Consider the following 21961-nt stretch of genomic DNA (forward strand, 5'->3'; position numbering starts at 1 on the left):
CAGGCCAGGGCGCAACGCGCCGGCCTCTGCCGCGCATCAGCGATTGTCGGCGAACTGGCCAACGCCAGGCAGCTCAGCTTCAACGACCTCTGGCCAGGGCAGTTGCAGGGCCTGCAGCAGCTGCTGCATATCCTGCGGCGGCGCGGCGCAAAAGCGCAGCGGCTGGCCATGCAGCGGATGCGCCAAGGCCAGCTGCCAAGCGTGCAGGGCTTGCCTGGCAATGGCCGGATGAGCCTGACCACCATAAGTGGCATCGCCCACCAAAGGCCAGCCCAGATGCTTGGCATGCACGCGGATCTGGTGCGTGCGGCCAGTGTGCAGGGCGCAGTGCAGCAGCGCAAAACCGCCCTGCCGCGCCAGCAGGCGCATGTCGGTCTGCGCTGGCTTGCCAGGGTGGCGCTGCAGATCGACCACCGCCATGCGCAAGCGCTGCTGCGGGTCGCGCCCGATGGGCGCATCGACGCGCAGCGCCTGTCCGGCCTCGGGCCAGGCGCAGGCGCCTGGGCCAGCATGGGCCACGGCCAGGTAACGGCGCGCCACGGCGCGCTGTGCAATCTGCGCCACCAACGCCGTAGCCGCTGGCAGGCTTTTGGCCACGACCATCAGGCCGCTGGTGTCCTTGTCCAGACGGTGCACGATGCCCGCGCGCGGCAGCGTGGCAAACACCGGGGCATGGGCCAACAGGCCATTGAGCAAGGTGCCGCGCCAGTGGCCTGCGGCCGGGTGCACGACCAGCCCGGCCGGTTTGTTGAGCACCAGCAGCGCCTGGTCTTCGTAAACGATGTCCAGCGCCATGGGCTCGGGCACGAAGGCCTGGCTTTGTTCCGTGGGCTGCAGCGCCACGCGCAGGCATTGGCCCACGGCCACTTTCTGCGCGGGCTTGATGGCCGCCGCGCCATCCAGCCAGACCTGGCCGCTGCGGATGAGTTGCTGCAAATGGCTGCGGGAGAACTCCGGCGCCAGCTCCAGCAGCGCCTTGTCCAGCCGCGCGCCATGCAGCGCGGCGGCCACGGGCTGCTCGCGCAGCTCGCCGCTCAGATCAAATTCGGGCTGCGCCGCGCCCTGCAAGGATTCCAGATCGCTCATACCAAGGCGCGAAATGCCGTGCTCCCCCGACCGCCGATCGGGCTGGGGCACGGCATCAGGCAGGCAAGCCTCAGCGCTTGGGCAGATAGCCTGCAGGGTTGACGGGCTTGCCCTGACGGCGCACTTCGAAGTGCAGCTTGACGCGATCGGCATCGGTATTGCCCATTTCAGCAATCTTCTGCCCACGCGAAACGCGCTGGTCTTCCTTGACCAGCAGCACGCGGTTGTGCGCATACGCCGTCAGGTACTCGTCGTTGTGCTTGAGGATGATGAGGTTGCCGTAGCCGCGCAGGCCCGCGCCAGCGTAGACCACATGGCCATCGGCTGCTGCAACGACGGGATCGCCTGCTTTGCCGCCGATGTCGTAGCCCTTGTTGGTGGTCTCGTTGAAACCCGCCAGCAGCGGGCCGTTGGCCGGCCAGGCCAGTTGAATGCCGCCTGCCGGGGCCGCCGGCGGTGTGCCGGCCGTCACGGTGGGGATGGGGGTATTGCTGCGCACAGCCGGGGGCTCGGCGGCCGAGCCTGCCGGAGGGATGGGGCGCACCTCCACGCCACCGCCGCTGGGCGCGCTGGGCGCGCCCGTAGCGCCGCCAGCCACTGCAACCGGGGCCACGGCCGATCCGCCGGCATTGCCCGCGCCCGCCGCTGGCGGCACGGCGCCCGGCGGCACCACGCGCAGCACCTGGCCGACTTCGATCACATCGGCATTGGCCAGTTGATTCCAGGCGGCAATGTCCTTCCAGCTCTGGCCAGTCTCCAAGCCGATGCGGATCAGGGTATCGCCAGGCTTGACGGTGTAGTGGCCCGGCGGGGCAGGCACGATGGGCGCCACGCTGCCCACTTCCCCCACGCCAGCGCGGTCTTCGACGGGCGCCTGATTGAGCGAGACGCTGGAACAGCCAGCCACCAGCAAACAGGCAGCGATTGCGCTGCCCGCACCAAACCATGGTTTTTGCAATTGCATCATCGAATCTTCCCTAAGGATGTTCTGCACGGATCCAGCAGCTGTGTGCGCTGCGGATCAGGATGGGATGCCAGGCGCTAACCCCAGCGACACCAGAGAGTATCGCGAGGATTTGCGGGCTCTGCAGACTGCCCGAGCCGCAGTGCGCACAGCGCTGCGATTTGTGCAAAGCATCCCCAGCCCGTGTTATGAAACGCCGGATTTTAATGGAACGAAGTGTACGGCCTCCAGGGCCTGCTGCCGCACGCCGGCTGGTGTTTTGTCCAGCACCATCAGCACTTGTGCCCCGCCTTGAGCCACGGTGGGGGCGATGATGCGCCCCCCCATGGCCAGCTGCTCGACCCAGGCCTGCGGGATGGCATCGCCGCCTGCTGCGGAGACGATGGCCGCATACGGCGCGCCGCTGGCATAACCGGCCATGCCATCGCCAAAGAGCAGGTGCAGATTGGCCACGCGCATGGGCCGCAGATTGTGGCGGGCCCGCTCGTGCAGGCCACGCAGGCGCTCAATGGAATAGACCTCTGAAGCGATTTGGCTGAGCACCGCCGCTTGGTAGCCGCAGCCAGTGCCTATCTCCAGCACACGCCCTGCAATGCGATCGCCTCCAGATGCCATGGACAGCAGCAGCGAGAGCATCCGCGCCACGACCGAGGGCTTGGAGATGGTCTGCCCAAAGCCGATCGGCAGGCTGTTCTCGTCGTAGGCCTTGCCGCCCAATGCGGAGTCGATGAAGGCATGGCGCGGCACCTGGCGCATGGCCTCAAGCACCTGCGGGTGCATGCCTGGCAGCGTCGCCAGGCGCTTGACCATGCGCTCGCGCGCGCCCTGCTGGCTGGAGGCGTCGGCCGCCGCTGCAGGTTGGGGTTGACGCCAGCCGGCCGCTGACGTGGTCAGCGCAGGCTGCGCCATGCTGCTGCGCACGGAAGCAGCGGCGGGCCGGGCCAGCGCGCCGGGCGCGGCCACGCGCGCTGGCGATGCTGCGGGCGCTGGCAGCACCTGGGCCGGAAAGCGGGCTTTCTTCTGCATCACACCCCCATCTGCTGCCAGGCTGCGGCGCCAAAACCCGGCACATTCAGCCGACCCTGCCACGCCTGCAGCTGCGCGTGGTCGCTCAAATCCACCTGCAGCGGCGTAACGGCCACATGGCCCTGGGCCGTGGCGTGGAAGTCCGTGCCCTCGCTGGCGTCGCTGGCTGCGCCGGAGGCGCCGATCCAGTACATGGTCTCTCCACGCGGGTTCTGCTGGCGGATCACGCGCTCGGCCGCATGGCGCCGCCCCAACCGGCACCAGCGCAGGGGCCCCAAGGAATTCAGCGGCAGATTGGGGATGTTGACGTTGAGCAGCCAAGGCATCTGGCCGATGAGCTGCTGCTGGCGCAGTTGCGCCACCAACAGAGCAGCCGCCTGGGCGGCGCTTTCCAGATGGGCCCAGCCCTTGTCCACCTGCGACAGTGCAATGGCTGGAATACCGAACAGATAACCCTCCATCGCCGCGCCCACAGTGCCCGAGTAGATGGTGTCGTCGCCCATGTTGGCGCCGTTGTTGATGCCGGAGACCACCAGATCAGGCCGGTAATCCAGCAGGCCCGTCAAGGCAATGTGTACGCAATCGGCCGGTGTGCCATTGACGTAACGAAAGCCCATCGGCGCATCATGAACGTAAAGCGGCGCATTCAGCGTCAAGGCATTGGATTTGGCACTGTTGTTGTGCTCGGGCGCCACGACATCGACGCGCACATCGGGCAGAGCGCTCAAGGCCTCATGCAGCGCCACGATGCCCGGGGCCAGATAGCCATCGTCATTGCAAAGCAGAATTTTCAACATGCGCAAAGGGGATCAAAAAAGAGCCGGCACACAGGCGGGCGGCAACAGGGCAACGGCGCCTGGCAGGGCAAGGCTCAAGGCTCCAGCAGACTCTCGAGCTGCTCATCCCAGAACACCGTATGCACCTGCCACTGCGCCTGCGGCTTGTAAAAGGTGCAGGCCACGCGCAGGCCATGGTGCTGCAGCTTGAGCAAATACAGGTGCTGCACCACGCTTTTGCCGCCCTGGCGGCTACGCACCCATTCGTGGCCCAGGATCTTGCCGCCGCCGGCCAGCAGCTGACGAAACTGCCCTTCTGTCTCGGCCGCCAGCTGCGCCAGCTCGCGTTCGGGCAGCGGCCAGTGCGGCGCCAGCAACTCAAAGGCGGCGGCAATCTGCATCTGCGCCATGCGCTGCAGCGCCGCATCGCACAGCACGCGCGTGTGCTGCAACTTATCCAGACGCTGTGGCGGCGCGGCAGCAACGGATGCGGCCTGCGACTTGTCCGTCCGGGCTGTTGCCGCTACGTTCTGAGCGGGCTGCTGCGGGGAGAGCGGCACCTCCATCAACGGCACCACGCTGTCGCCGGGCAGCAGCGGCGCTTCATTAGATGCAGCTGCGCCCTGCGGCTGCGCCCAGGCCAGCGCACCGGCGGCTGCGCCTGCGACAAACAGCAGCGCCCAAAGCCTGCTGCGGCGCGCTGGCCGCGCCATGCGGACTGCCCGGGGCATCATTTGATGCGCCGCAGCGCCGGACGCTTGCCGGCCGGTCCTGGGGCACTGGGCGGGGGTGGCCCTTCATCGTCTGGCCCATGCTCGCCGCTGGGCGAAGCAGGCTGTGCAGGCGACGGCACGGCGCGCAACACCGGGCGCGGCGCAGCATCAGGCGGGGGGGCTGCCTCATGGGGCGGCTGGGCGGCAGGCGCGTCATCGGCATGCCCCTGCTCAAGACCACTGGATGCCAGCACCGTGTCGGGCACGGCAAACGCCATGCCCTGGCCGTTTTCGCGTGCATAAATGGCCATGACGCGGTTCACCGGCACGAGGATGTGGCGCAGCACGCCACCAAAGCGCGCCTGGAATTCAATGTATTCGTTGCCCAGCTGCAGCTTGGAGGTGGCGTCGTAGCTGATGTTGAGCACGATCTCGCCGTTGCGAACGAACTCTGGCGGCACACGCACCGAGCCATCGACCTTGACGGCGATGAAAGGCGTCAGCCCATTGTCGGTGCACCATTCGTGCAACGCACGCAGCAGATAAGGCTGCGTCGAAGGCAGGGGGGTATCGTCGTCAGAAGGGCTCATGGCGGCAGCAACCAGTCAACCAGTGGGCATGGTGCCGCTGGCCGATGCAGCGGCGGCGGGAGGGGCTGGAGCACAGGCGTTTTTCACGCCAACGCGGCCTACAAAAAAGCGATGCGCCCCAGGGCTAGGCTGAAGACTCTCGCCTTCAGCGACGCATGACCTTTTCCGAAGGCGTCAAGGCCTCGATATAGGCAGGGCGGGAGAACAGGCGCTCGGCGTATTTGAGCAGCGGCGCAGCATTGCGGCTGAGCTCGATGCCGTAGTGCTCCAGGCGCCACAGCAACGGGGCGATGGCCACATCCAGCATCGAGAAATTCTCACCCAGCATGTATTTGTTCTTGATGAAGTTGGGCGCCAACTGCGTCAGGCGATCGCGAATGTGGGCGCGCGCCTTGTCCTTGGCCTTGGCATCGCCAGACTCCAGCGTGCTCACGTGCACGAACAGCTCTTTCTCGAAATTGAGCAGGAACAGACGCACGCGGGCCCGGTCCACAGGATCGCCCGGCATCAGCTGCGGATGCGGGAAGCGCTCGTCAATGTACTCATTGATGATGTTGGACTCATACAGGATCAGCTCGCGCTCGACCAGAATCGGCACCTGCCCGTAGGGGTTCATCACACCGATGTCGTCGGGCTTGTTGAACAAGTCCACGTCGCGGATTTCGAAGTCCATGCCCTTTTCAAACAGGACAAAGCGGCAGCGGTGGGAAAACGGGCAGGTGGTGCCCGAATACAAGACCATCATTGGTGGGAATTCCTCAAAAAAATCAACGCCTAGCCAAGTTCTGGGCCGCTGCTCATGCACGCTTGGCTTGCCCTGTTGGGCAAACCACGCAGCGCCCCGGCAGGGCAACGCGGCATCATACAAAATTCACACTGGCGATTTCAAGCCAGGACAAGACTGCCCGCAGCGGGTTGCGGCAGGTTTTGTGCCGTTGGGCGCACGCCCTGGCCCAGGCGTTTTTTGTAACAGGACGCTTCAGCACCTATGCCGCCCAGCGCTGCGCCCTGCGGCCCCAAGCGCCCCCTGCCCCAACCCTGCCCCATGCGCTCAAGTCCCGGCTTCGAGGCAGAAAACCTTCTCATTTGCAGCCATTACAAGCAAAAATGCCGCGCATCAAGCATTGCCAGATGCCAAACCCGTGGCGCCATGGCCCAGCGCTCCCCCAGCGCTGCAAGCAGAAAGCCTGCCAAACAAGCTGTTTCCATTCTCATGCAACCATCGCCAAAACGCCGCACAACAATGGCGCCCATCATCATTAAAGAGAGGATATTTGCATGAGCTTCTTCAAGGAATTTCGCGAATTTGCCATCAAAGGCAATGTCATTGACCTGGCCGTGGGCGTCATCATCGGCGGGGCATTCGGCAAGATCGTCGACTCCGTCGTCGGCGACTTGATCATGCCCGTTGTCGGCTTGGCATTTGGCAAGCTGGATTTCTCCAACCTGTTCATCACCCTCGGCGAAGTTCCCCCCGGGACAGCTCCCTCGCTCGAAGCCTACCGCGCCGCTGGCGTGCCCGTGCTGGCCTACGGCAACTTCATCACCATTGCGCTGAACTTCCTGATCCTGGCCTTCATCATTTTCCTGATGATCAAGCAGATCAACCGCCTCAAGCGCAGCGCCCCGCCAGCGCCTGCAGCCACTCCCGAAGACATCGTACTGCTGCGCGAAATCCGCGACAGCCTGCGCCGCTGACCCCCAGGCCCAAGCCGGCCACAACAAAACAAAAGCGCTCTGCCAAGAGCGCTTTTTTCATGCCCTGGAGCAATGCGCCCACATGGCAGAGCGCAGGGCCTTACGCCGGGTTGTCGATTTCGATGAACTCATGCTCCAGGCCCAGTTGACTGGCAATGTGGCCTGCCAGCGCCGGCATTCCATAACGTTCGGTGGCGTGATGGCCTGCAGCAATGAAGCTCACGCCGCATTCGCGGGCCAGGTGGGCCTGAGGTTCGGAGATCTCTCCAGTGACGAAGGCATCGACCCCCGCATCAATGGCTTTTTGGAAATAGCCTTGCGCACCGCCCGTGCACCAGGCCAGGGTGCGGATGCTACGCCCCGCGTCGATGCAAATGGGCGTGCGGCCCAACCTGTGCTGCAACTGATCTGCCAGGGCCTGGCCATTGGCATAGGGCGTGGCCAGGTCTGCACGAAACACCAGCGATTTCTCGCGCAGCGGCGCGCCCGTCCCCCAGCCCATGTGCAGGCCCAGCTGGGCGTTGTTGCCCCACTCTGGGTGGGCGTCGAGCGGCAGATGGTAGGCCAGCACATTGATGTCGTGCGCCAGTAAGCGCTGCAGGCGCTGCTTCATCCAGCCGGTGACCGTGCCGTCCATGCCGCGCCAGAACAGGCCATGGTGCACGACGATGGCATCGGCGCCAGCGGCGATGGCTGCATCGATGAAAGCCGCGCTGGCCGTCACGCCGCTGACGATCTTGCCAATTTGCGGCTTTCCCTCGACCTGCAGGCCATTGGGGCCATAGTCGTCGAAGGCATCGGGGTCGAGAACCTGGGTAAAGGCATCGAGCAGGCGGTCGCGGGAAACAGTCATGGGGCGCGTTCAATCGTTCAAGCAATAAACAGCACACAGCGCGGGCAGCAACGCACGCTGCCAGGCCACGCAAGGCGCGCCAATCTACCACCGCTGACCGCAGGCGCTGGTGCCAGCGGTACAAACACACATCGGTGGCCCGCACATATGCTCATGCCTCATTGTTATTTGTTGCCCTGCAGCAAAGCGGATAAGCTGCGCCCGCCCTGCCAGAGCCAAAAGGATCTGGCCCCAGCCACCACACACCAAGGAGCTCACCATGCCCGAAAGCCACACGCCATCCGAAACGCAGGCCACATCCGCCGAGCGCGCCGCCCACTGGAAGCTGCAAACCATTGCCGTGCACGGCGGCTACACGCCCGATCCCAGCACCAAATCGGTGGCAGTGCCCATCTATCAGACTGTGGCCTATGCCTTTGACAACGCGCAGCATGGCGCGGATCTGTTCGACTTGAAGGTGCAGGGCAACATCTACACGCGCATCATGAACCCGACCACCGATGTGCTGGAAAAGCGCCTGGCAGCGCTCGAAGGCGGCGTGGGCGCGCTGGCGCTGGCCTCGGGCCAGGCGGCCATCACCTATGCCATCCAGACCATTGCCGAGGCCGGCGACAACATCGTCTCGGCCAGTGCGCTGTATGGCGGCACCTACAACCTGCTGGCCCACACCCTGCCACAGCTGGGCATTGGCACGCGCTTTGGCGATACGGCCGACCTGAGCAGCTTCGAGGGCCTGTTCGACGCGCGCACCAAAGCCTTGTACGTCGAATCCATCGGCAACCCACTGGGCAATGTCACCGACATCGCCGCGTTGGCCGAGCTCGCACACCGCCACGGCGTGCCCTTGATCGTTGACAACACAGTGGCCACGCCCTATCTGCTGCGCCCCTTCGAACATGGCGCCGACATCGTCGTGCACTCGCTGACCAAATACCTGGGCGGCCATGGCACCAGCCTCGGCGGGGCCATCATCGACTCCGGGCGCTTTCCCTGGGCTGAGCACAAGGAGCGCTTCAAGCGCCTGAACGAGCCGGATGTGAGCTACCACGGCGTGACCTACACCGAGGCGCTGGGCCCGGCGGCCTACATCGGCCGCGCACGCGTCGTGCCGCTGCGCAACATGGGTGCCGCGCTCTCGCCATTCAACGCCTTTTTGATTCTGCAAGGCATCGAAACCCTGGGCCTGCGCATGGAGCGCATCTGCAGCAACACGCTGGCCGTGGCGCAATACCTGCAGCAGCACCCCAAGGTGCAATGGGTCGGCTACGCCGGCCTGCCGGGCCACCCCGACCACGCGCTTGCGCAGAAGTACCTGGGCGGCCAGGCCTCGGGCGTGATGACCTTCGGCGTGCGCGGCGGCCGCTCGGCGGGCGAGCGGTTTCTTGACGCACTGCAGCTGTTCACGCGCCTGGTCAACATCGGCGACACCAAATCACTGGCCACACACCCGGCCAGCACCACGCACCGCCAGCTCTCGGCCCAGGAGCTGGCCCAAACCGGCGTCAAGGAAGAAACCGTGCGCCTGTGCATCGGCATCGAGCACATCGACGACCTGATCGCCGATCTGGAGCAGGCACTGCAGGCCGTGTGATCGGCCAGTCGCAGGGGCGCCAATCGCCTGGCGCCTTGCACAGGCCCGCGCGCCGTGTCACTGTCACTGCGGTTGACCATCGCGAGCAATGGCCGGCGGCTTGGGGCAGCCCCATCCTGCGGCATGATGCGCGCCTATGCCCCAAACCGCCCGCCCCTGCTCCCCGCTGCTGCGCACCCTGTTGATTGCCATGGCCCTGGCGGCCTTTGCCACGGTGCTGCTGCGCACGGCCTGGATTTCCGACGACGCGGCCATCACGCTGCGCACCGTGCTCAACACCATCCATGGCTGGGGGCCGCGCTTCAACCTGGATGAGCGCGTGCAGGCCTATACGCATCCGCTGTGGTTTCTGGCCCTGAGCGCGCTGAGCCTGCTGTGGCGCGGCGATGTGTTTGCAGCCAGCCATGCGCTGTCCATCGGCGTGTCGCTGGCCACGCTGGCGGCCTTATTGCTGGCCTTGGCGCCACGTGTGCCGCAGCTGCTGCTGGTGATGCTGGCAGTGCTGTTGTCGCAGGCTTTCATCGATTTCTCAACCTCTGGGCTGGAAAACCCGCTGGCGCATGCGCTGGTACTGCTGGCCTATGGCTGTGCTGCCCATGCGCTGCGCTTGAGCCCTGCTGGCGGCACGCTCCAGCCCGTTCCCTTGGTCGCATGCGCAGGCTTTTTCATCGCCTGTAGCCTGGCCTATCTGACCCGCCCGGACTTGGCCGTGCTGCTGGCGCCGCTGGCGCTGTGGCTGTCCTGGCAGCTGCGCGCACAACCCAAGACCTTGCTGGCCGCCTGGGCCTTGGGCGCATTGCCCGTGCTGGCCTGGAGTGCGTTCTCCCTGTATTACTACGGCTGGCCCTGGCCCAACACCGCCTACGCCAAGCTGGGCACTGGCATTGCTTGGGATGAGCGCGTGGCGCAAGGGCTGCGCTACCTGGCACACAGCGCACGCACCGACCCGCTGACGCTGCTGGTCATCGCTCTTGGGCTGGTTGCCGGCCTGCGCCCCCGCAAAGGCGCGCCAGCGCGCGCACTGGCCTTGGGCATTGCGCTGTACCTGGCCTATGTGGTGTCGATCGGCGGCGACTTCATGGCCGGGCGCTTTCTGACTGTGCCCTTCTTCGCAGCATTGATCGTGCTGCTGGCCAGCACCGCACACGCAGGCGGCACGCCACAGCATCTCGCCTGGACATTTGCAGGCGCTGCCCTGCTGCTGGCCCTGGGCCTGGGCGTGCCTCACACGCCCACGGTGTTGAGCGGCGCCAGCTACCACGCGCCTGAGATCGGCCCAAGCGGCATCGCCAACGAGCGCGGCCACTACTACCGCGACACCGGCTGGTTGCGCGGCCAGTTGCGCGCACCCGAGGCCGCAGCCTGGCGCGCCAGCGGCCAGCGGCAGGTCTATGCCATCTGCGGCGGCCTGGGCTTTACCTCCATCCACCAAGGCCCGCACGCGCACTTGATTGACACCTGCGCGCTGGCCGATCCGCTGCTGGCCCGGCTGCCGGCCAAGGCCAGCACGCCATGGCGCATCGGCCATTTCTACCGCGTGCTGCCGGGCAACTACATCGCCAGCATCCGCCAGGATCAGAACCTGCTCAGCGACCCGGCCCTGCACAGCGCCTACGAAACGCTGCGCACACTCACGCGCGCGCCGCTGAACGACCCACAGCGCCTGCGCCAAATCGTGCAGGCCAATCTGTTCGGGCTGGACATGGGCGATACCAGCGCCTACCGCCAGGGCGTGATTGCCGCCAGCAGCAGCGTGCACCGCGTGGCGCTGGGCGCGCTGCAGGCGCGCTTCGACCTCGGCAAGCCCTTCTACACCCAGCACTATCAAATTTTTGAGCACGCGCTGGAGATCGAACTGCCCCACCCCATGGCGCTGGACCAGCTGGAGCTCTCGCTCGACCCAGGCGATGCATACCAAGTCAGCGCCTTGGTCAATGGCCAGTGGCAGGCCATCGGCCACGTGCCCCCGGCAGCGTCCGTGGTCATGACCAACCACGCGCTGCCGGTGCCCGGCGGCCCCATCACCACCGAGCGGCTGCGTATCACCGGCAGCGGCGGCGATGGGCTGTACGTACTGGGCCATGCCATCGCCAGCCTGCAGGGCCAGGTGCTGGCCGTTGATGCGCCTGCGCGTTGATCACCGATGGTCTTGACCGGCGCACGTTTTGCATCCGTCGCCCGTGGATTGGCTCAACCTTTGCTGGCCTGCCGAAAGATGCGCAGCGCCAGCCGCAACGCGGTGCCGGGCACGGCCAGTTGGTTGACGGTGCCGGCAATGGCGATCTGACGCCGTGGGCAGTGCAGCGCCAGCGCGCCGGACAGGCCGATGTGCCCGAGCAGCGGCGGCGCGCGGCGCAGCGGGTCGAGCAGCCAGGGCAGCTTCAGCCGTTGCAGGCCCACGCCCGCCTGCATGGGAAACAACAGCGACAGGGGGCGGAACACTTGCAGCTCGTGCAAGTCGCTTGCGGGAAACAACTCGCCACCGAAAAAAGCCTGCACGAAGCGCAGCAGCTCGGGCGCGGTGGACACCATGCCGCCATCGGCGCGGAACGAGGCCATTGCCAGCGGCCGGTGCAGTGGCCGGGCGTGGTCGTAGATGTCGCGCGGTGTGCGGTCGGCAGGGTCTTGGTACAGATAGGTTTGCGTCAGCCCCAGCGGCGCGCAGATGTGCTGCGCGTAGCAGTGCGCCAGGGGCTGGCCCGTCAGATACTCGATCAACAGGCCCAACAACTGGTAGTGGCTGTCGGAATAGCGCGCCCGTCCGGTCGCGCCGGCGGGGCGGGCCGGGCCGATCTGGCGGCTGCGCGCCAGTGCCTCGGCGGCGCTCCAGCCAAAGTCCGGGCCGCGCCGCAGTTGGCGCAGCCAGCACCGGCCCTGGGCATCGGCGCCTTCGAAGTAGTCGGGCAGCCCGGCGGTGTGGGCCAGCAGTTGGCGTGGCGTGAGCGTTGCGGGCAGTTTTTGCAACAGGGCTGCGTCCAGATGGCGCGCCACAGGTTCGTCCAGCGCCAGTGCGCCTGCGCGGCGCAGTTGCATGATGAGCGCGGTGGTGAACAGCTTGGTCACGCTGGCGATGAAAAACGGCGTGTCCAGATCCAAGTCGCCCGCCGCCGCGCCATGCATTTGCCCCTGATGGCCCAGGCAGAAGGCCGCGCCGAAAATCCGGCGGCCATCGACGGCCTTGGCCAGCGTGTGGGCCAGCCGGGTTTGCAAATCCTGGGCGCCGTGTCCACTCATGCCTGGGCCTTGTCTCGCTCTTGTATGGGTGGGGCGGGCGCTTTAACGGCGGGGCAAAAACCGTGCAAAAGCTTCAGCCATGCGCGCGCCCCAGCAGCAGGTTTTCAAACGGGTGCTGGCGTTTGAAGCGGTAGGCGCCAAAGTCGCGCTCATCGGTGGTGAGGATGCGGCCATGGCCCAGGTGCTCGGCCAGCAGCACCAGCGAGGCGTCGGCCAGATCCATCGGCAGGGCCTGGTAGCGCGCCATCAGTTGCGACAGGCGCGCGTTCTGGGTGGCGGGCCAGTGCCAGGTGGCGATGCTGCCGTCGGCCACTTCGTCCAGCAGCGCGCGGGCGGCGTCGGGGCCGATCCAGCGCATGAGCAGGTGCGTGGCCTCGGTCAGCACGGGCCAGGTGGTCACCCAGCCCTCGGCCTGCGTGCCCAGCGCCGCCACGGCGCGGCTGTGCCAGGCATCGCGCCGGTCCACCAGCGCATAGAAAAAGCCGGCGTCGGCAATGATCATGCGCGGCCTTTTGGGGCGGCTTTACCAGCGCTTTTGGCGGCGCTTTGGGTTGCCTTGGGCCCGCCCTCGCCCGCCGTGGCAGGTGTGGCTGGGTACGGCGGCTGGGCAGGTTCAGCCACTTGCCAAGCCGGCGCGGCGGCGGGCGGCGCGTATTTGCCGGCCCAGCCTTCGGCCAGGCGCGCCTTGTAGCGGCCGGCCACGTCGGCGCGGCCGCTGTCGCCCTGGCCGATGAACGCGCCCAGGTGCCGCAGCCCGCTGCGCTGCGCGCGCACGGTATCGTAGTAATGCTGCACGCTGGTGCGCAGCACCTCGCTCACGCCCATGCCGGTCACTTCGGCCAGATAGGCCACTTGCTGCTGGGCTTCTTCATCAAAACGGGCATTGACACGCATGGCGCACTCCTTGGTCAACGGCAAAACGGCTTGTCATGCATTGTATGACAAGCCGTTTGGTTTGTGCAGAGCCTGTGCGCAGAGATTCTCAAACCATCAGCCGCATCTTGCGCGCGGCTTCGGTCAGCTCATCGCGGAACTTGGGATGGGCAATGGCGATGAGCGACTTGGCGCGCTCGTGCGCGGTGCGGCCGCGCAGCTGGGCCACGCCGTATTCGGTGACCACGTAGTCGATGTCGTTCTTGCTGGTGGTCACGTGCGTGCCAGGGCTGAGCACCGGGGCAATGCGCGAGATGGTGTCGTCCTTGGCGGTGGAGGGCATCACGATGAAGGCCTTGCCGCCGCGGCTGCGGTTGGCAGCGCGCACGAAGTCGGCCTGCCCGCCCGTGCCCGAGTACACCTTGATGCCCTGCGATTCGGAGCCGCACTGGCCCAGAAAGTCGATCTGCATGGTGGCGTTGATGGCAATCAGATTGTCGTTCTGGCCCGCCAGGTAGGGGTCGTTGGTGAAATCGACCGGGTGCATCTCCAGCGCCGGGTTGCGGTGCATGAACTGGTAGAGCTTCTTGCTGCCCAGGCCGAAGGTGGCCACCATCTTGCCCGGCAGGTAGTTCTTGCGGCGGTTGTTGACCACGCCCGCTTCCACCAGGGTCATGATGCCGTCGCCGATCATCTCGGTGTGCACGCCCAGGTCTTTCTTGTCGGTCAGCTGCATGACCACGGCGTCAGGAATGGCGCCGTAGCCAATTTGCAGCGTGGCGCCGTCGGGAATCATCTCCGCCACGTATTTGCCAATGGCCTGCTGCACCGGGCCAATGGTGGGCAGGCCCACCTCGAACACCGGGTCTTCGCTTTCCACCAGCGCCGCCACTTGCGAGATATGCACGTGGCAGTTGCCATTGGCAAAAGGCACGTTGGGGTTGACCTCCAGCACCAAGGCGCGCGCCTTCTTGATGGCGGCCATGGTGTAGTCCGGCCCCAGGCTGAGGGAGAACCAGCCGTGTTCGTCCATGGGCGAGGCCAGGGTGAACACCACGTCGGCAGGCATCAGGCCGCGCTCGATCAGCGCCGGCATTTCGGAGAAGTACGAGGGCCGGTAATCCACCCAGCCCTCCTGCCCGCCAGGGCGTGAAGCGCCGCCAAAGAAGTAGGCCACGTGCCGCACGTGGCGCACAGTCTCGGGATCGAAATAGTCATATTTGCGCACTGGCAGAATTTGCGAGACTGTCACGCCCTCAAACTCGCGCCGTTGCGCCGACAGCGCCTGCAGCAGCTTGGGCGGTTCGGCCACGCCAGTGGGCACGACGATGGTGTCGCCGTTCTTCACCACGCGCATGGCGTCTTCGGGGCTGCGGCGTTTTTCGCGGTAGAGGGTGTCAAAGCGCATGGGCTGTTCCTTTGGCTTGATGTCGAGAATGGTTCGCAAATTCAGCAAAGCGCGATCATGGCACAAACCATCGCCCACAGTGGCCGTACCCGATCAATAGCCGGGCTTGGATCCCTTGCGGCGCTGGGCGAACAGGCCCACGCCACGCGCACCCTGGCGGGCGAAACGCTCACGCCGCGCCTGCTTTGGGTCCACCAACAGCTCACGGTAGGCTTCGATGCGGTCGCCATCGCGCAGCACTTCATCGGGCTGCGTGCGGCGCCCCCAAATACCCCAGCGCCACTGGCCCTGCAGCGCCTGCCAGGTCTCCTCATCCAGCGAGCAGGGCCGCTGCTGCAACAGCAGCGCCACGGCCTGCGCCAGCGTCGTGCCCTGCGGCAGCTGCAGCAGGCGCTCTTCGATGCAGCGCGGCGCCAGGCACAGCGCCACCTCCACCTGCAGCATGGGCGGCGCGCTCGAGTCGCTGGCAGCAACTGGCGGGCGGGGGGCACTCATAGCGGCTTCGACTCGTGCAGGTCTTGCTCAAGCGGGCTTGCCATAGAGCTGCTCGGCGCGCTGCACAAAGGCCTGCACCAAGGTATTGGCGATCTTGTCAAACACCGGCCCGACCAGCAGACGCAAGGCGGCGGAGTCGAAGTCATAGCGCAGCACCAGGCCGACCTTGCAGGCCTGCGATTGCTCGGCGCTTTGCCCGCCGATGGGCTGGAAGGTCCACTCGCCCTGCAGCGTGGAAAACGGCCCGCGCACCAGCTGCATGCGCACCTGCTCCTGCCCCACATGCTCGTTGCGCGTGACAAACGACTGGCGCACCCGCGCAAATGCCATGCCCACCTCCGCCAGCATGCCGTGCTCGTCTTGCTCCAGCACGCGGGCCTGATCGCACCAGGGCAGAAATTGCGGGTAGCTCGCCACATCGGTGACCAGCGCAAACATTTGCGCGGGGCTGAACCAGACCAGCGCGGATTTCTCGACGTGTTTCATGGGCGCTCGCCAGCGAGCCAGGCCGGGGCAGCCAGGCCGCATTTGCATACAATGGCCGGTTTCGCAGGCGGCGCTGCGCCCGGCGCGGGCAAAGCGGCGATTCTAGCGCCGCCCTACCTGCCCAAGCCACGCACACCAAGCGGACGCGCCGCGCAGCGCCCTCGCACCCCATCCCAGCCCATGGCCAGCAAAGACAAAAAATCCCCCCCCAGCCGCATTGCCGAGAACAAGCGCGCCTTCTTCAACTACTTCATCGAAGAGCGCTACGAGGCAGGCATGGTGCTGTACGGCTGGGAGGTCAAGGCGCTGCGCAGCGGCAAGGCCCAGCTCACCGATGCCTACGTGGTCATCCGCGATGGCGAGCTGTTTCTCATCGGCGGGCAGATCAACCCGCTCAAGTCGGCCTCGACCCACGTGCGCCCCGAGCCCGACCGCACCAAGAAGCTGCTGCTGCACAAGGACGAGATCAAGCGCCTGGTGGGCAAGGTCGAGCAAAAAGGCTACACGCTGGTGCCGCTGCACCTGTACTGGAAGAACGGCCGCGTCAAATGCGAAATTGCGCTGGCCAAGGGCAAGGCCGAATACGACAAGCGCAACACCATCAAGGAGCGTGAAGGCAAGCGCGAAGTCGAACGCGCCATGAAGTCGCGCCAGCGCTGAGCCAGCTCGCGCCATCTTCTTTGCGCCCACCCATGCCCACACCCACAAACCCGACTAACCAGATTGGCAACACAGGCGCCAGCGGCCCCGCCCCGGCCGACTTCCTCAAGCGCTGCCGCCGTGCGGCGCTGGCGATGCTGCTGGCCGCCGGTATGAGCGCTTGCGCGCAAACCACCCCGGTGCCCACCACCGCCGAGCCGGCAGGCGTCTTGCCCGCGTCGGGCTTCGTGCTCATCACGCCCAATGGGCAGGCCCATGTGCACCTGTCCCGCCCGCTGGCAGCGGGCGAGCACCTGTGGGTGCAATGGCCCGATCATGCAGGCCAGCCCAGATGCTGCCGGCGCCTGGCGACCGACGCGCTCCAGCCCGTGAGCGCATCCGAGCAGAGCGCTGGGGACGACAAACCGGAGCACCCCATGGTCATGGCGCTGGATGGCAGCACGCCCGTGCACTACCGTCTGCGCGTCCCCGACGAACTCGCTGGGGACAGTTTTTTGGGCATGGCGCTGGCAGCGCCGCGCGTGCGCGCCCAAGGCGCCCATGCATTGCGCGCCGCGCCAGACATCCGCGTGCGCATGTGCGCAGGGGCCGAGGGCTTGAACCTGCTGACGCAAGCCGGCCAGCGACGCCAGGTGCTTTACCTGGGCCTGGGCTACCCGATCGAATCGCGCCACCCCTGCACGCCGCAAGACGAAGATTTCATTCGCCGCGCAAGCCAGTAAGGCTGAGCGCGTGCTGGAAAGCGCCGCCTCAGTCGGGGGTGGGCACCAGGCGCGGGATGCGCGCGCGGCAGTTGGGGTAGGCCTGCTGCACCGTCACCTCGATCAGGCGCGCGGCCGAAGGCCAGTCCTGCCAATAGTCGCCCACTTCGTCGATCACGCGCGCCGTGCCGTTGATGCGCACGCGCGTGGCGCTGGCAAAGTCGATGAACAGCATGCCGATGCGCGGGTTGGTCAGCAGGTTGCCGATGCTGTTGAAGAAGTTGTTGCCGGGGTAGTCGGGGAAGACGATGGTGCGCTCATCGGGCACGGCCAGCAGCGGCTCCGGATCGTTCGGCGGGGCGTGCTGGCGGCCCCGATAGCTGCAATCGCAATCGCCGCGGTCATTGGCGGTGGCGATGAAGAAAAAGGGCTGGGCCTTCAGAAACGCGATCAGGCGCGGGTTGAGCCGGTCGCGCACCGAGGCAGCCAGCCCGCGCGTCAGGCGCGCCGCGCCATAGCGCTGATGGGCTTGCAGCTCGCCCGCGTGGAAGACGCCGAAGCCGGGGTCGTCGTCGTGGATGGATTCGCTCATGGCGGATACCTTTGCGAAAGGTTCCCAAGAAAAAACGGCGGGCAAGCTGCCCGCCGTTTCGGCGCATGCCAGCCCGCCTGGGCCGCCGCGCGGCGCGCGCCCGCGAAGCAGACGGGCATCGCGCCATCGGTCTGGGCCGCAGCGGTCAGAAAAAGCCCATCGCATTGGCGTTGTAGCTCACCAGCAGGCACTTGGTTTGCTGGTAGTGCTTGAGGGCCATCTTGTGGTTCTCTCGCCCGATGCCCGATTGCTTGTAGCCACCAAAGGCCGCGTGCGCCGGATAGAGGTGGTAGCAGTTGGTCCACACCCGCCCGGCCTGGATGCCGCGGCCCATGCGGTAGGCGCGGGTGCCGCTGCGCGTCCACACCCCGGCGCCCAGGCCAAAGATGGTGTCGTTGGCAATGGCCAGGGCCTCTTCCTCGTCCTTGAAAGTGGTCACAGCCGCCACCGGGCCGAAGATTTCCTCCTGGAACACGCGCATGTCGTTCTGGCCGAACAGCATGGTCGGCTGCACGTAAAAGCCCTCGTTGATGCCCTCGCCGGGGCGGCTGCGGGCGCCGCCGGTGAGCACCTTGGCGCCTTCTTTCTGACCCACATCGAAGTAGCCCAGGATCTTGTCCATCTGCTGCTGCGAGGCCTGCGCGCCCACCATGGTGTTGGCATCGAGCGGGTGGCCCAGCTTCATGGCCTGCACGCGCTTGACCGCCTTCTCGATGAAGCGCTCGTAGATCGACTCCTGCACCAGGATGCGCGAGGGGCAGGTGCAGACCTCGCCCTGGTTGAGCGCGAACATCGACAGCCCCTCCAGCGCCTTGTCCAGAAAGGCGTCGTCGTGGTCCATCACGTCGGCAAAGAAGATGTTGGGGCTCTTGCCGCCCAGCTCCACGGTGCTGGGGATGAGGTTTTCCGCCGCGCACTTGAGGATGTGCTTGCCCACCGGGGTGGAGCCGGTGAAGGCCACCTTGGCGATGCGCTTGCTGGTGGCCAGGGCGTTGCCCGCCTCCTTGCCGAAGCCGTTGACCACGTTGACCACGCCCGGCGGCAGCAAGTCGCCAATCAGCTCCATCAGCAGCATGATGGAAGCGGGCGTCTGCTCGGCAGGCTTGAGCACCACGGTGCAGCCCGCGGCCAGCGCCACCGGCAGCTTCCAGGCCGCCATCAACAGCGGGAAGTTCCACGGAATGATCTGCCCCACCACGCCCACCGGCTCGTTGAAGTGGTAGGCCACGGTGTCGTGGTCGATCTCGGAAATGCCGCCCTCCTGCGCGCGCAGGCAGCCGGCGAAGTAGCGGAAGTGGTCGATCGCCAGCGGCACGTCGGCGGCCATGGTCTCGCGCAGCGGCTTGCCGTTGTCGATGGTCTCGGCCACGGCCAGGCGCTTGAGGTTCTGCTCCATGCGATCGGCAATGCGCAGCAGCACGTTGGAGCGCTCCTGCGGCGAAGTCGCGGCCCACTTCGGGAAGGCCGCGTGCGCCGCGTCCAGTGCCAGCTCGATGTCCTCCGCGCCCGAGCGCGCCGCCTTGCAAAACGGCTGGCCGGTGATGGGCGAGACGTTCTCGAAATACTCGCCCTTGACTGGCGGCACCCACTTGCCGCCGATGTAGTTGTCGTAGCTGGCGCGATAGGGGAAGTCGATGTCGATGCCCATGCGCTTGAGTTCCTTGGCGTCCATGCGTGTCTCCTTCTTTTGAAAATGCGTGGATGGTGAAGAGCCTGCCAGCGTGGCGCACCACGCTGGCAGTACAGCACACAAGGCAATATCCATACCAATATTCGCAAACTACGGGTTTATCCCAGGGCCATCCGCCTTCATCGGCCCGCCTGCGGCCCCAACGCCGCTCGCCAAGGCCATATCGGCCGCCTGACATGCTGCTGTAGGTACTGGCACCACCAGTTGCAAACAAGCAACTCTGTACCGTTTTGGCACAGCCCGGCGCGCCAAAACGGCGCAACTGCGCAGTGGCAGCAGGGTCAAATGCCCGCGTGCTAGGATGCCAGCCGCCCCGCAAAACGACGGGGCGCAATCCATGGCCTGTCCCACATTCCACGCCTGACGTGCCACGCCTGACGTGCCATCTGCCAGGCCATGCAGCACACAGACCTGGCACCCAAAAGCCAGGCTTTCCCAAGGAGACACAACATGGGAGCAATGCCTTTCCCCGCACGCCAGCGCCTGGCGCCCGCGGGCGCCGACGCGCTGCTGCAACAGGCGCGCCACGCACTGCAGACCGGAGCCCTGCCGGCCGAAGAGCTGCTGCCGCCAGCGCTGGCTTACGTCTCGCGCTCGTGGCAGCGCAGCGTCCAGGCCGGGCTGGACGCCTTCGCCCGCAGCACCCCCGCGCCGCACCACAGCCGCTTCGAGCTGGCCCGCGCCACCGAACGCCAGCACGAGCTGCTCACCCACGCCCGCCCGGTGATGGACTACCTCATGGGCCAAACGCGGGAACATCGCGGCATGGTCATCCTGGCCGATGCCGATGGACTGCTGCTGCACGCCCTGGGCGATCTGCACTTCCTGCAACGCGCCGAGCGCGTGGCGCTGGCGCCCGGCGCCTCCTGGCATGAGGCGCACCGCGGCACCAACGCCATCGGCACCGCACTGGCCGAAGCCGCCCCCGTCATGGTGCACGGGGCCGAGCACTTCCTCGAGTGCAACGGCTTTCTCTCCTGCGCGGCTGCGCCCGTGCGGGCGCCCGATGGACAGGTGCTGGGCGTGCTGGACTTCTCCGGCGAGCGGCGCCCGGCCTCGCCCCACTTGCTCGGCATGGTGTGTACGGCCGCGCACATGATCGAAAACCGCCTGTTCCAGGCCCGCCACGGTCATCAACTGCGCCTGCATCTGCACCCGCTGCCCGAAGGCTTGGGCACCGCCGCCGAAGGCGTACTGGCCATCTCCGAGCAAGGGATGATCGCCGGCGCCAACGCCGCTGCCTTGCAGCTGCTGGGCCTGCAGGCGGCCCGGCTGGGGCAACTGCATCTGCAGCGCCTCTTCCAGACCGACCTGGAGCAACTGCTGCGCAGCGCCCAGGCGGCGCAGCCACTGGTGCTGCAGCGCGCTGCCCCAGGCCAGCCCGCACAGCTGCATGCCCGCGCAAGGTTGGCCAGCCCTGCGCGCCGCCAGGACACGGCCTGCGCCACGCCCGCCCAGCCCGACACCTCCCGCCGGCCCAGCGCCCTGCCCACCCCACTGCAAGCGCTGGACACCGGCGATGCCCAATGGCGCAACCTGCTGGAGCAGGCCGCCAAAGTCTGCGATCACCCCATCGCCGTGCTGCTGCACGGCGAATCGGGCACTGGCAAGGAAGTGCTGGCCCGCGCCATCCACCAGGCCAGCGGCCGCGCCGCGCAGCCACTGGTGGCCGTCAACTGCGCCGCCCTGCCGGAAAACCTCATCGAAGCCGAACTGTTCGGCTATGCCCCAGGCGCCTTCACCGGCGCGCGGCGCGAAGGCGCGCCCGGCCTGATCCGCCAGGCCCACGGCGGCACCTTGCTGCTGGACGAAATCGGCGACATGCCCCTGACGCTGCAGGCGCGGCTGCTGCGCGTGCTGCAAGAGCGCCAGGTCACGCCGCTGGGCAGCGGCCAGCCGGTGGCCGTGGACTTTGCCCTGATCTGCGCCAGCCACCGCGACCTCAAAGCCGAAGTGGCCGCCGGGCGCCTGCGCGCCGATCTGTACTGGCGCATCAACGGCCTGACCCTGCACCTGCCGCCGCTGCGCCAGCGCAGCGACTGGCATGCCCTGGCCCAGCGCCTGCTGCAGCAACACGCCCGCGAACAAGGCCGCACCACCTGCCCCACACTGGGCGATGAACTTGCCCCCGCCCTGCGCCACTACCCCTGGCCGGGTAACCTGCGCCAGCTCGACAGCGTGCTGCGCACCGCCGCCGTGCTGGCCACAGACAGCCCGCACATCGACTGGCAACACCTGCCTGAAGACCTGCGGCAAGAGCTGCAACAGCCGTCAACGCCACACTCCCCACCCGCGCCACAGCCAAACGGCCTGCCCTCATCTGCCCAGCCCATGCCAGAGCAGCCCGCCACCGGCACCATGCCGCTGGCACAGCACACTCTGCTGGCTCTGCAACGCGCCGTGGCCGAAGCCGGCGGCAACATCTCCCAAGCCGCACGCAACCTGGGCATCAGCCGCAACACCTTGTACCGACACCTCAAGCGTCAGCGCTGAACAATTGCAGTCAGGCCCTGTCGCTGCAGTTG

22 protein-coding genes are annotated in these 21961 nt (G+C 66.6%); 6 read left to right on the top strand and 16 right to left on the bottom strand.

Features of this window, described 5'->3' with window-relative positions:
- Positions 1-36 precede the first annotated feature (36 nt).
- From CK620_RS06870 to CK620_RS06900, 7 genes are all read right to left on the bottom strand, one after another.
- Complete coding sequence (locus CK620_RS06870; RefSeq protein WP_095549694.1) at positions 37-1086, bottom strand: RluA family pseudouridine synthase; 1050 nt, start codon at positions 1084-1086, stop codon at positions 37-39.
- Positions 1087-1156: 70 nt separating this feature from the next.
- Complete coding sequence (locus CK620_RS06875; protein ID WP_095549904.1) at positions 1157-2050, bottom strand: peptidoglycan DD-metalloendopeptidase family protein; 894 nt, start codon at positions 2048-2050, stop codon at positions 1157-1159.
- 186 nt (positions 2051-2236) lie between these two features.
- Positions 2237-3076: a protein-L-isoaspartate(D-aspartate) O-methyltransferase gene (locus CK620_RS06880; RefSeq protein WP_095549695.1), complete on the bottom strand. Its 840-nt coding sequence runs from the start codon at positions 3074-3076 to the stop codon at positions 2237-2239.
- Positions 3076-3870, bottom strand: a complete 795-nt coding sequence (surE, locus tag CK620_RS06885; RefSeq protein WP_095542626.1) for a 5'/3'-nucleotidase SurE — start codon at positions 3868-3870, stop codon at positions 3076-3078. Before surE ends, CK620_RS06880 begins: the two co-directional genes overlap by 1 nt.
- A gap of 77 nt (positions 3871-3947) precedes the next feature.
- A complete protein-coding gene (locus CK620_RS06890; protein WP_143325988.1) occupies positions 3948-4583 on the bottom strand; it encodes a hypothetical protein in 636 nt (211 codons plus the stop codon).
- Positions 4583-5155 (bottom strand): ClpXP protease specificity-enhancing factor, encoded by a 573-nt coding sequence (locus CK620_RS06895; RefSeq protein ID WP_095549697.1) that lies wholly within the window; start codon positions 5153-5155, stop codon positions 4583-4585. Before CK620_RS06895 ends, CK620_RS06890 begins: the two co-directional genes overlap by 1 nt.
- 145 nt (positions 5156-5300) lie before the next feature.
- Complete coding sequence (locus tag CK620_RS06900; RefSeq protein WP_095549698.1) at positions 5301-5900, bottom strand: glutathione S-transferase N-terminal domain-containing protein; 600 nt, start codon at positions 5898-5900, stop codon at positions 5301-5303.
- 533 nt (positions 5901-6433) lie between these two features.
- Here CK620_RS06900 and mscL point away from each other — a divergent pair.
- Entirely contained in the window at positions 6434-6853 is a 420-nt protein-coding gene (mscL, locus tag CK620_RS06905) for a large conductance mechanosensitive channel protein MscL (RefSeq protein WP_095549699.1), read from the top strand.
- Between the two features lie 100 nt (positions 6854-6953).
- Here mscL and CK620_RS06910 read toward each other — a convergent pair whose 3' ends face one another.
- Entirely contained in the window at positions 6954-7706 is a 753-nt protein-coding gene (locus CK620_RS06910) for a Nif3-like dinuclear metal center hexameric protein (RefSeq protein ID WP_095549700.1), read from the bottom strand.
- Positions 7707-7965: 259 nt separating this feature from the next.
- Between CK620_RS06910 and CK620_RS06915 the strand changes: the two genes are divergently transcribed.
- Both CK620_RS06915 and CK620_RS06920 read left to right on the top strand, forming a co-directional pair.
- Positions 7966-9297, top strand: a complete 1332-nt coding sequence (locus tag CK620_RS06915; RefSeq protein WP_095549701.1) for an O-acetylhomoserine aminocarboxypropyltransferase/cysteine synthase family protein — start codon at positions 7966-7968, stop codon at positions 9295-9297.
- 136 nt (positions 9298-9433) lie between these two features.
- Entirely contained in the window at positions 9434-11434 is a 2001-nt protein-coding gene (locus tag CK620_RS06920) for a hypothetical protein (RefSeq protein WP_095549702.1), read from the top strand.
- 53 nt (positions 11435-11487) lie between these two features.
- Here CK620_RS06920 and CK620_RS06925 read toward each other — a convergent pair whose 3' ends face one another.
- The 6 genes from CK620_RS06925 to CK620_RS06950 all read right to left on the bottom strand — a co-directional run bounded on the left by CK620_RS06925 (position 11488) and on the right by CK620_RS06950 (position 15793).
- Positions 11488-12531, bottom strand: a complete 1044-nt coding sequence (locus CK620_RS06925; RefSeq protein ID WP_095549703.1) for a serine hydrolase domain-containing protein — start codon at positions 12529-12531, stop codon at positions 11488-11490.
- Between the two features lie 73 nt (positions 12532-12604).
- Positions 12605-13033: a type II toxin-antitoxin system VapC family toxin gene (locus tag CK620_RS06930; RefSeq protein ID WP_095549704.1), complete on the bottom strand. Its 429-nt coding sequence runs from the start codon at positions 13031-13033 to the stop codon at positions 12605-12607.
- Entirely contained in the window at positions 13030-13425 is a 396-nt protein-coding gene (locus CK620_RS06935) for a hypothetical protein (protein ID WP_143325990.1), read from the bottom strand. The genes CK620_RS06930 and CK620_RS06935 overlap by 4 nt, the downstream gene beginning before the upstream one ends.
- Before the next feature lie 88 nt (positions 13426-13513).
- Positions 13514-14812 (bottom strand): acetyl-CoA hydrolase/transferase family protein, encoded by a 1299-nt coding sequence (locus tag CK620_RS06940; protein ID WP_095549905.1) that lies wholly within the window; start codon positions 14810-14812, stop codon positions 13514-13516.
- A 93-nt stretch (positions 14813-14905) separates the two neighbouring features.
- Complete coding sequence (locus CK620_RS06945; protein ID WP_238945544.1) at positions 14906-15307, bottom strand: RnfH family protein; 402 nt, start codon at positions 15305-15307, stop codon at positions 14906-14908.
- A gap of 27 nt (positions 15308-15334) precedes the next feature.
- The gene (locus CK620_RS06950; protein WP_095539467.1) at positions 15335-15793 is read right to left on the bottom strand and encodes a type II toxin-antitoxin system RatA family toxin; all 459 of its coding nucleotides are present in this window, start codon (positions 15791-15793) and stop codon (positions 15335-15337) included.
- A 180-nt stretch (positions 15794-15973) separates the two neighbouring features.
- Here CK620_RS06950 and smpB point away from each other — a divergent pair, with 180 nt between their 5' ends.
- Both smpB and CK620_RS06960 read left to right on the top strand, forming a co-directional pair.
- On the top strand, positions 15974-16453 hold the full coding sequence (gene smpB, locus CK620_RS06955; protein ID WP_095539468.1) for an SsrA-binding protein SmpB: 480 nt from the start codon (positions 15974-15976) through the stop codon (positions 16451-16453).
- Positions 16454-16485: 32 nt separating this feature from the next.
- A complete protein-coding gene (locus CK620_RS06960) occupies positions 16486-17175 on the top strand; it encodes a hypothetical protein (RefSeq protein ID WP_095549705.1) in 690 nt (229 codons plus the stop codon).
- A 28-nt stretch (positions 17176-17203) separates the two neighbouring features.
- On the opposite strand, the gene CK620_RS06965 is transcribed toward CK620_RS06960, so the two are convergent.
- Both CK620_RS06965 and exaC read right to left on the bottom strand, forming a co-directional pair.
- Positions 17204-17746 (bottom strand): pyridoxamine 5'-phosphate oxidase family protein, encoded by a 543-nt coding sequence (locus tag CK620_RS06965; protein WP_179290595.1) that lies wholly within the window; start codon positions 17744-17746, stop codon positions 17204-17206.
- 145 nt (positions 17747-17891) lie between these two features.
- Positions 17892-19418 (bottom strand): acetaldehyde dehydrogenase ExaC, encoded by a 1527-nt coding sequence (exaC, locus tag CK620_RS06970; RefSeq protein ID WP_095549707.1) that lies wholly within the window; start codon positions 19416-19418, stop codon positions 17892-17894.
- 468 nt (positions 19419-19886) lie between these two features.
- Here exaC and CK620_RS06975 point away from each other — a divergent pair, with 468 nt between their 5' ends.
- Positions 19887-21929 carry a sigma-54-dependent Fis family transcriptional regulator gene (locus CK620_RS06975; protein WP_238946053.1) on the top strand — a complete coding sequence of 681 codons (2043 nt, stop codon included), beginning with the start codon at positions 19887-19889 and terminating at the stop codon, positions 21927-21929.
- The last annotated feature ends 32 nt before the right edge of the window (positions 21930-21961 follow it).

This window comes from Vandammella animalimorsus (genome assembly GCF_002285285.1).
In the GTDB taxonomy this organism is placed as follows: Bacteria; Pseudomonadota; Gammaproteobacteria; order Burkholderiales; family Burkholderiaceae_C; genus Lampropedia; species Lampropedia animalimorsus.

Excerpts from the sequence above, each read along its gene's own strand:
- CK620_RS06870 (WP_095549694.1), bottom strand. The coding sequence starts at position 1,086 with ATGAGCGATCTGGAATCCTTGCAGGGCGCGGCGCAGCCCGAATTTGAT.
- CK620_RS06875 (WP_095549904.1), bottom strand. The coding sequence starts at position 2,050 with ATGCAATTGCAAAAACCATGGTTTGGTGCGGGCAGCGCAATCGCTGCC.
- CK620_RS06880 (WP_095549695.1), bottom strand. The coding sequence starts at position 3,076 with ATGCAGAAGAAAGCCCGCTTTCCGGCCCAGGTGCTGCCAGCGCCCGCA.
- CK620_RS06890 (WP_143325988.1), bottom strand. The coding sequence starts at position 4,583 with ATGCCCCGGGCAGTCCGCATGGCGCGGCCAGCGCGCCGCAGCAGGCTT.
- CK620_RS06895 (WP_095549697.1), bottom strand. The coding sequence starts at position 5,155 with ATGAGCCCTTCTGACGACGATACCCCCCTGCCTTCGACGCAGCCTTAT.
- CK620_RS06900 (WP_095549698.1), bottom strand. The coding sequence starts at position 5,900 with ATGATGGTCTTGTATTCGGGCACCACCTGCCCGTTTTCCCACCGCTGC.
- mscL (WP_095549699.1), top strand. The coding sequence starts at position 6,434 with ATGAGCTTCTTCAAGGAATTTCGCGAATTTGCCATCAAAGGCAATGTC.
- CK620_RS06910 (WP_095549700.1), bottom strand. The coding sequence starts at position 7,706 with ATGACTGTTTCCCGCGACCGCCTGCTCGATGCCTTTACCCAGGTTCTC.
- CK620_RS06915 (WP_095549701.1), top strand. The coding sequence starts at position 7,966 with ATGCCCGAAAGCCACACGCCATCCGAAACGCAGGCCACATCCGCCGAG.
- CK620_RS06920 (WP_095549702.1), top strand. The coding sequence starts at position 9,434 with ATGCCCCAAACCGCCCGCCCCTGCTCCCCGCTGCTGCGCACCCTGTTG.
- CK620_RS06925 (WP_095549703.1), bottom strand. The coding sequence starts at position 12,531 with ATGAGTGGACACGGCGCCCAGGATTTGCAAACCCGGCTGGCCCACACG.
- CK620_RS06930 (WP_095549704.1), bottom strand. The coding sequence starts at position 13,033 with ATGATCATTGCCGACGCCGGCTTTTTCTATGCGCTGGTGGACCGGCGC.
- CK620_RS06935 (WP_143325990.1), bottom strand. The coding sequence starts at position 13,425 with ATGCGTGTCAATGCCCGTTTTGATGAAGAAGCCCAGCAGCAAGTGGCC.
- CK620_RS06940 (WP_095549905.1), bottom strand. The coding sequence starts at position 14,812 with ATGCGCTTTGACACCCTCTACCGCGAAAAACGCCGCAGCCCCGAAGAC.
- CK620_RS06945 (WP_238945544.1), bottom strand. The coding sequence starts at position 15,307 with ATGAGTGCCCCCCGCCCGCCAGTTGCTGCCAGCGACTCGAGCGCGCCG.
- CK620_RS06950 (WP_095539467.1), bottom strand. The coding sequence starts at position 15,793 with ATGAAACACGTCGAGAAATCCGCGCTGGTCTGGTTCAGCCCCGCGCAA.
- smpB (WP_095539468.1), top strand. The coding sequence starts at position 15,974 with ATGGCCAGCAAAGACAAAAAATCCCCCCCCAGCCGCATTGCCGAGAAC.
- CK620_RS06960 (WP_095549705.1), top strand. The coding sequence starts at position 16,486 with ATGCCCACACCCACAAACCCGACTAACCAGATTGGCAACACAGGCGCC.
- CK620_RS06965 (WP_179290595.1), bottom strand. The coding sequence starts at position 17,746 with ATGAGCGAATCCATCCACGACGACGACCCCGGCTTCGGCGTCTTCCAC.
- exaC (WP_095549707.1), bottom strand. The coding sequence starts at position 19,418 with ATGGACGCCAAGGAACTCAAGCGCATGGGCATCGACATCGACTTCCCC.
- CK620_RS06975 (WP_238946053.1), top strand. The coding sequence starts at position 19,887 with ATGGGAGCAATGCCTTTCCCCGCACGCCAGCGCCTGGCGCCCGCGGGC.